Genomic DNA, 7,998 nt, shown 5'->3' with positions numbered 1-7,998 from the left:
TGTATGTATTTGTTTCGCAAAACTATTTTACAACAAAATGAGGAGGCAGGGTGAATTTATTTTTTATTTTATTTTTCCTAGACTTTTTGCTTAAGTTCGCGCCTATGGGGACAGGCCCCGGATGTTGGTCTGCGGAACTATTTCCGTCGGCATCCTGGGCCAGTCCCCTCCCATATTTGCCGTATGAATGCAAAAATATTGTTGACAAATCCGGAATTTGCAAATATACTAATAAAAAACAGAACAGTGAAACCGTTGAGTAAGAGGAGTAGATATCCGTAATTTGGTTTCAGAGAGTCTTCGGTTGGTGTGAGAAGATAACCAAATGGATGTTGAATGGACTTATGAGGTCGGGAAGAACGATACCTGGTATCCAGTAATGCCCGACGGGAATTCCGCCCGTTATCCATGGAACAGACATATTCGTGTCTGAAGCAAGCGGATGATTCATCATCAAACCGGGTGGTACCGCAGAAGCATATTCCAAGCTTTTGTCCCTGTAAAACAGAGGACAGAGGCTTTTTTTATTTCATAGGAAAGTGCTCCTATGAAATAAAAAACGCTCCGCGGGGATCGCACTACGGCGGAAAGGAAGATGCCGCTTACGCGGCCCGCCGTAGGCGGAGAGTTTCGCAAGCGAAACTCTTTTTCATTTCATAAGAAAGTGCTCCTATGAAATAAAACGCTCCGCGGGGATCGCACTGCGGCGGATTTCACGTAATCGAATCAATGAAACGAAAGGTTTCTCTGGAACAATGTAAATGAATCAGGAAAGGAGTTTTTATTATGGCAAAAGTACCGCACAGACTTTATTTAACCGAGGAGCAAATGCCCAAACAATGGTATAATCTGAGGGCTGATATGAAGGAACAGCCGGACCCGATGTTAAACCCGGCTTCTTTTAAGCCGGTGACGGAAGAGGAACTGTATCCCGTCTTCTGCGAAAAGCTGGCTCACCAGGAGCTGGACGGCGAGACCCGCTACATCGATATCCCGGAAGAAATCCAGGATTTCTATAAGATGTACCGCCCCTCTCCTCTGATCCGGGCCTATAATCTGGAAAAAGCGCTGGATACCCCGGCAAAAATCTATTATAAGTTCGAGGGCAATAATACTTCCGGCAGCCATAAACTGAATTCTGCCATCGCTCAGGCTTATTATGCTAAGGAACAGGGACTAAAAGGGCTGACCACTGAGACCGGCGCCGGACAATGGGGAACTGCGCTGGCGGAAGCCTGCTCCTATTATCATCTTCCTCTGACCGTATATATGGTAAAATGCTCCTACCAGCAGAAGCCATTCCGCAAATCGGTGATCGAGACCTTTGACGCAAGCATTATTCCCAGCCCCAGTGACACCACCAACGTAGGCCGGGCCATTTTAAAAGAGCATCCGGATACAACCGGCAGCCTTGGATGCGCGATCTCGGAGGCGGTGGAAAAAGCAGTCTCCACTCCCGGTTATAAATATGTGCTGGGTTCCGTTCTGAACCAGGTGCTGCTCCACCAGTCCATCATCGGACTGGAGAGTAAGATGGCCATGGAAATGCTGGATGAGTATCCGGATGTGGTCATCGGCTGTGCCGGCGGCGGTTCCAATCTGGGGGGCCTGATCGCACCGTTTATGCAGGATAAACTGCTGGGCAGGGCCAATACCCGCTTCATTGCCGTGGAACCTGCCTCCTGTCCTTCCCTGACCAGGGGACGTTACGCATATGATTTCTGCGATACCGGCCGGGTGACGCCTATGGCCCGGATGTATACACTGGGCTGTGATTTTATTCCTTCCGCCAACCACGCCGGAGGTCTGCGCTACCACGGTATGTCTCCGATTCTCTCTAAACTGTATCACGATGGTTATATGGATGCCATTTCTGTGGAACAGACGAAGGTGTTCGAAGCTGCCACCTTTTTTGCCAAACAGGAAACGATCCTGCCGGCGCCGGAATCTGCGCACGCGATCTACGGAGCCATGGAGGAAGCGAAGAAATGCAAAGAAACCGGCGAAGCTAAAACGATTCTGTTCGGCCTTACCGGAACAGGTTACTTCGATATGATGGCTTATTCGGCTTACTTAAATAAATCCATGAATGACTACATCCCTACCGATGAGGAGTTAGAACCGGGATTTGCGGGTCTTCCGAAGATTCCAGGTATTCAGGAATAAATCTATATTTCCAGAACGGTCCTTATGTTCTAAAAGATTCCCGCTGATGAATAAAAGCTGCCGGAACAGAAGGGCCGCTGAAATAGAGCCGCTGGGACAGAATTTGTGATCTACTCTGTCCCAGCGGCTCTTATTTCATTCAATGGCAAAAAACTCTTCTATATAGATCATCTGACTGTTTTTGGTAAGACCAACCGCATCTATTCCCACGGCAGATCACTATGTTCGATCTTCTTATCCCGGATCATCAGATCCCTTACCGCTTCCGCCGCGGGCTTACCGTCAAATAACACCTGATTGACCTGCGCGATAATCGGCATCTCTACCTTGTATTTGTGCGCCAGGCACACGGCAGCTTTGGCAGAGTAGACACCTTCCACCACCATCTTTACCTCATCCATGGCGGCCTGCATCGTATACCCCTGTCCGATTAAGTATCCCGCTCTGCGGTTCCGGCTGTGCTTGCTGGCACAGGTGACGATCAGATCACCGATCCCGCTCAGCCCTGAGAAGGTCTCCAGCTTTCCGCCCATCTTCATGCCAAGTCTCGCGATCTCCGTCATTCCGCGGGTAATAAGCGCGGCTTTGGTGTTATCGCCGTATCCAAGGCCATCCGCGATACCGGCGGCCAGGGCGATTACATTTTTCAACGCGCCTCCCAGCTCGATCCCAAGCATATCCGGGCTTGTATAGACTCGGAACGCTTCATTCATAAAGATATTCTGAAGGTATTCCGCCGTTTTCCTGGTGCGGGCTCCTATGACACAGGTCGTGGGAAGCCCCCTCCCCACTTCCTCCGCGTGGCTGGGCCCGGAGAGTACCGCCACATCCGCCTGGGGTATTTCTTCCTCGATAATGTCGCTTAAGGTAAACAGCGTCTTCTCTTCGATCCCTTTGGCCACATTGACGATCCGTTGCCCTTCGGACACATAGATACTCATGGAATGAGCCGTACTTCTGGTGTATACGGAAGGTACCGCCAGTACCAGCACTTCTCTGTCCATAACCGCCTGCTTCAGGTCACCGGTAATCCGGATATTCTCCGGCAGATGTACCCCCGGAAGCTTATCCCTGTGCTCCCTGTCATTCTTAAGCATCTCCACTTCCGCCGGAATGATCGACCAGATCGTCACCTCGTGTCCATTGCGGTTTAACATCCACGCCAGAGCTGTTCCCCAGCTTCCTGCTCCGATGATACTAACTTTTGCCATATGAACCCTTCCCTTCCTATTTTATACTCCCTATTTTATACGCCCTATTTCCTACTCTCTGCTTCCACTCTCTATTTTATACTTCCGGCAGATTGATCCTTCGTACTTTCGTTCTTTTTGCTCAGATAAGTCTTATTTTCCGTTCCGTGAATCAGTCTCTTAATATTCTCTCTATGCCGCCAGACCGCCAATAATGTCAGAAACGCACCCACTATGTATAATTCGATCCGATGTGCCTCACTCATGCCGAACCAGCCCATCTGGCCAAAAACGATCAGTTCCATTAAAAATCCGGTTACAACCAGCAAAGAGCCGACCGATACATATTTGGTAATTCCATACCCCAGCGCGAACGTGACCAGACCGATTCCGGCCATAGGCAGATTAAAGGCAACAATCAGGCCGCCTGTGGCTGCGATCCCCTTACCGCCCTTAAATTTCAAATAAAACGGATAGTTATGCCCCAGCACAACGCCGGCGCCGGTATACAGGTTCAGAAGCGGCATGATATCCGCCTGGGAATTGTGGAACAGCAGCCATGTGACAACAACGGCCACCACACATTTGAACGCGTCTCCCAGCAGGGTAACAGCCCCTGCCTTTTTTCCAAGAGTGCGAAGCGCGTTGGTCGTGCCGGCATTGCCGCTGCCGTGCTGCCTGATATCAACGCCATGAGCCTTTCCATAAAAATAACCGGTCTGGAACAGACCAAACAGATAGCCGATCACCACACAGATAATTCTCACACCCATTACTGATCCTTCTCCTTCCTCTCTCTGATAAAGAACTTCAGGGACGTTCCCCGGAACCCAAAAGCTTCCCGGATCTTATTTTCCAGATACCGCTGATAGGAAAAATGCATCAGTTCCTTGTCGTTGACAAAGATGACAAAAGTCGGAGGCTTCACCGATACCTGCGTCATATAATATAGTTTCAGTCTCTTTCCTTTATCTGAAGGCGGCTGCTGCAAAGCGACCGCTTCGGTCATAATCTCGTTCAAAACACCGGTGGATACACGCAGCGAATGGTTCTCAATCACCACATCAATCATCTCAAACAGTTTGGGCAGGCGCTGTCCGGTCTGCGCGGAGATAAACAGGATTTCCGCATAGGACATAAAAGCCAGCACTTCACGGATCCGGTTGGTATATTCATAGATGGTCTTATCGTTCTTCTCCACCGCGTCCCATTTGTTCACGGCGATAATGATCCCTTTTCCCCGTTCATGAGCGATACCGGCGATCTTGGCATCCTGTTCCGTGACCCCTTCGGTGGCGTCGATCACCAGGACCACCACATCTGCCCGCTCCACAGCCGTTACCGCCCGGATAATGCTGTAGCGCTCCAGCTCTTCTTTGATCTTGTTCTTTCTTCTAAGCCCTGCCGTATCGATAAACACATAAGGTTTCCCCTCCCAGGTCACCTCCGTATCCACAGCGTCCCGGGTGGTGCCCGCGATGTCAGAGACCAGAAGGCGCTTTTCCCCCAGAAGCTTATTGATCAGAGAGGATTTCCCAACGTTTGGCTTTCCCACGATCGCGATCCTGGGCCGCTCATCCTCCTCCTGCTCCAACTGCTCCTTAGTAAAATGGCCGACCACCGCATCCAGCATATCCCCGATTCCAAGCCTGGATGCGCCGGACACCGGCAGCGGCTCCCCGATCCCCAGATTATAAAACTCATAGACATCCGGCAGAAACTTATCAAAATTATCCACTTTATTGACAGCCAGAACAACTGGTTTGTGGGAACGACGGAGCATATCCGCCACCTTCGCATCCGCATCCACCAGTCCCTGGCGCACATCCGTCAGAAAAATAATCACATCTGCCGTATCGATGGCGATCTGTGCCTGCTCCCGCATCTGGGACAGAATGATATCCTTGCTCTCCGGCTCTATTCCGCCGGTATCGATCAGGGTAAAATGGTAGTCCAGCCAGTTTACATCCGCGTAAATTCTATCTCTGGTGACGCCGGGCGTATCCTTTACGATCGCTATATTATCCCCTGCCAGAACATTAAACAGGGTCGATTTGCCCACATTGGGCCGGCCTACAATGGCCACAACCGGTTTACTCATAACTTCCTCCATTCATAGGGTCTGTCCTTAAGATACTCCGGACGAGATCCGCTCCGCTTGATTGTACAATATCTATGGGCACTTGTAAAGCCTCCGAAAGCTCCTGCCTGGTGATATCATCCAGGAAAACCTCTTCCCCGCTGCGGAACATATTACAGGGAAGAAGCAGCCGTTCCCCCAGTTCCCGCCCGGTCAGCTGATTTTTCAGATCCCGCCCGGTCAGCAGTCCGGATACGGTAATCTTCCCTCCAAAAAATTCATTCTTAATCGGATACAGTTCTGCCTGCACCCCTGGGAATTTATGCTGAATCTGTTCGATAATTTCCTTTAAATAATCCTGAATCAGCTCACCGCTGGCGATGGACACATGAACCCTACGGCCGTCCGCGTCCATGGTTTCCAGCTCCTCCTGCACCTCATTAAGCAGCAGCCTTACCATACCGACCCCGTTCTCCAGCTGAAGATAGCCATCATAGACCTCTTCCTGCGGTATCGGTTCCCCGGCCATAATATACCATTCATCCCCCCCGTGGATAAAATGCACGCCATGTTCCCGGTAAATCTTCTCCTGCCACCTGTGGATTACGCCCAGCACTTCTTTGGCATCTTCCTTTGTAAAAGATTCAAGCGGCGCAAGATCGTCCCGGAAGCGCGTAAGGCCTACCGGAACAATCGACACGCTTTGCAGACAGGGCAGATACCCTGTCATCTTTTCAATCGTATCTTCCAGCTCTTCACCGTCATTAAGACCCTTGCAGAGCACGATCTGCCCATTCATCTGAATACCGGCCTCATACAGCCTGTTAAGCTTCGCAAGCGCTTCTCCTGCAAAACGGTTATTCAGCATTTTACACCGGAGGTCCGGATTCATCGTATGAATCGACACATTGATGGGTTCCATACGGTAGCGGATAATTCGGTCCAGATCATGATCGCTCATATTTGTAAGTGTCACATAATTCCCCTGCAGAAATGACAAACGGCTGTCATCATCCTTAAAATACAGTGTCTCACGCATATTCGGCGGCATCTGGTCCACAAAACAGAACACACATTTATTCCGGCAGGACCGGTACTCATCCATCAGGCCATTTTCAAAAATGATCCCCAGATCCTCGTCCTCATCCTTCTCGATCTCCAGCTCCCATTCCTCTCCGTTAGCCTTCTCGATCAATACTGTCAGTTCTTCCTCTTCAATCATATACTGATAATCAAATACATCCCCGATCTCCTGTCCATTCACACTGATCAGCAGATCCCCCGGTTCCAGCTCCAACTCCTCAGCGATGCTCCCCGGTACAAGCTGATAAATCCTGTGGCCCCGTTTTTTATCTTTCATGTTAACCTCCAGTGGCGCACTGCCTGCGCCTTACCTATTTTCGAACGCTGCTATTTTTTATAGCATATCCATTCCGCCAGACAATAAACAAGCCTGTACAACAAGACAAGGCGGCGGGTTCCGACAGCATGACAGCCTTGCACGCCGACACACAAAATCCTCTGAACTCAGAACGCATCCGCTGTACTGGGTTAAGAGGATCGTTGTTTGAACCGCCGTCTTATCTCCTGACCGGTGATTTATTTTCTAAATGAGATCGCTTCCATAGCCTTCTCCAGATCCTCATACTGCTCCAGCAGTTTTTTCTGGGACTGGACGATCTCCGCATATTTCTTATGGCTTTCCCGCACGGAGGTCTGCTGATTCTCAATCATCGCGCGCATCATACGGACCCGGTCTTCCACTTCGGACTCCGTTTTCTTCGCCGACTCATTGGCCTCCAACACGATCTGTCTGGCCTTGGTCTGTGCCTCCCGGTTCACCTGATCTGCAGCGCTGTGCGCCGCGTCCATCAGCGATTTTACCTTTTCCTGCGCTTTCTCCATGTAATCCTGCTCTTTTTTCTTCGACATGGCCAACGCTTTCTTCAAAAGCAGCTGATTTTTCTTATCTTCCTCCTGCTGAACCTGCAGTTCATCAATCCGGGCCTCCAGAGCGGCCTTTTCACTGATCAGACCATCAATCTGTGTCTGAAGAGCGCTCAGACCCGCCTTATATTCTTTTTCTGCCTCTTCCATGGAAGCAATAATCTCATCCAGGAACTGATCCACTTCGATGGGGGAATACCCTTTCATCTTGCGGTCAAACTCTTTTTTCAATATCTCCTGCGCTGTAATTTTCATAAAAGCCGTCCATCCTCCCGATCCCGTCTTTTCATTCGGATATCTCTATTCTCAACATTTTTACACCTATCTCCTACTATAATAAGAAAAATAAGGAAAACTGTCAATAATCTGAGAATAATATCTTTTTATTTGCTATTTTTCCCGGAACATACTACGGGCACAGCGGCTTATGGTAAATTGTGGGAGGGCCGCTATATGAAAATGCCTGTCACCGGTAGTTGACTCAAACAAGCCGACATCCGGGGACCAATGTCATTTAGTTAAGGAAAAAGCAGAGAATGTATAAAAATATTCTCTGCTTTTTTGCAAAAACACTTGACATATATCCAAAAATGTGCGGCGAAGCCTCTTAGAAAA

General features: G+C 49.6%; 6 protein-coding genes and 1 other annotated feature. Of the genes, 1 reads left to right on the top strand and 5 read right to left on the bottom strand.

What is annotated here, in order from left to right; translation table 11 throughout:
• The first annotated feature begins 246 nt into the window (after positions 1 to 246).
• Positions 247 to 502: a binding site (T-box leader), on the top strand.
• A gap of 284 nt (positions 503 to 786) precedes the next feature.
• A complete protein-coding gene (locus ABC831_RS26135; RefSeq protein ID WP_343251015.1) occupies positions 787 to 2,166 on the top strand; it encodes a TrpB-like pyridoxal phosphate-dependent enzyme in 1,380 nt (459 codons plus the stop codon).
• Between the two features lie 200 nt (positions 2,167 to 2,366).
• On the opposite strand, the gene ABC831_RS26130 is transcribed toward ABC831_RS26135, so the two are convergent.
• The 5 genes from ABC831_RS26130 to ABC831_RS26110 form a co-directional block, all read right to left on the bottom strand.
• Positions 2,367 to 3,377 carry an NAD(P)H-dependent glycerol-3-phosphate dehydrogenase gene (locus ABC831_RS26130; protein ID WP_343251014.1) on the bottom strand — a complete coding sequence of 337 codons (1,011 nt, stop codon included), beginning with the start codon at positions 3,375 to 3,377 and terminating at the stop codon, positions 2,367 to 2,369.
• 71 nt (positions 3,378 to 3,448) lie between these two features.
• On the bottom strand, positions 3,449 to 4,129 hold the full coding sequence (gene plsY / locus ABC831_RS26125; RefSeq protein WP_343251013.1) for a glycerol-3-phosphate 1-O-acyltransferase PlsY: 681 nt from the start codon (positions 4,127 to 4,129) through the stop codon (positions 3,449 to 3,451).
• Positions 4,129 to 5,457, bottom strand: coding sequence for a ribosome biogenesis GTPase Der (gene der, locus ABC831_RS26120; RefSeq protein WP_343251012.1), 1,329 nt, complete (start codon positions 5,455 to 5,457; stop codon positions 4,129 to 4,131). The genes plsY and der overlap by 1 nt, the downstream gene beginning before the upstream one ends.
• Positions 5,450 to 6,796, bottom strand: coding sequence for a DUF512 domain-containing protein (locus ABC831_RS26115; protein WP_343251011.1), 1,347 nt, complete (start codon positions 6,794 to 6,796; stop codon positions 5,450 to 5,452). The genes der and ABC831_RS26115 overlap by 8 nt, the downstream gene beginning before the upstream one ends.
• A gap of 239 nt (positions 6,797 to 7,035) precedes the next feature.
• Positions 7,036 to 7,638, bottom strand: a complete 603-nt coding sequence (locus tag ABC831_RS26110; RefSeq protein ID WP_343251010.1) for a DivIVA domain-containing protein — start codon at positions 7,636 to 7,638, stop codon at positions 7,036 to 7,038.
• Positions 7,639 to 7,998: the final 360 nt, after the last annotated feature.

The organism is Diplocloster hominis (assembly GCF_032380655.1).
GTDB lineage: Bacteria > Bacillota > Clostridia > Lachnospirales > Lachnospiraceae > Diplocloster > Diplocloster hominis.
The sequence above is the reverse complement of the archived record's forward strand: the minus strand, read 5'-3'. Positions and strand labels throughout refer to the sequence as shown.

Bases quoted from the DNA above. Each gene is read 5' to 3' on its own strand.
- ABC831_RS26135 (WP_343251015.1), top strand. From the start codon at position 787: ATGGCAAAAGTACCGCACAGACTTTATTTAACCGAGGAGCAAATGCCC.
- ABC831_RS26130 (WP_343251014.1), bottom strand. From the start codon at position 3,377: ATGGCAAAAGTTAGTATCATCGGAGCAGGAAGCTGGGGAACAGCTCTG.
- ABC831_RS26110 (WP_343251010.1), bottom strand. From the start codon at position 7,638: ATGAAAATTACAGCGCAGGAGATATTGAAAAAAGAGTTTGACCGCAAG.
- plsY (WP_343251013.1), bottom strand. From the start codon at position 4,129: ATGGGTGTGAGAATTATCTGTGTGGTGATCGGCTATCTGTTTGGTCTG.
- der (WP_343251012.1), bottom strand. From the start codon at position 5,457: ATGAGTAAACCGGTTGTGGCCATTGTAGGCCGGCCCAATGTGGGCAAA.
- ABC831_RS26115 (WP_343251011.1), bottom strand. From the start codon at position 6,796: ATGAAAGATAAAAAACGGGGCCACAGGATTTATCAGCTTGTACCGGGG.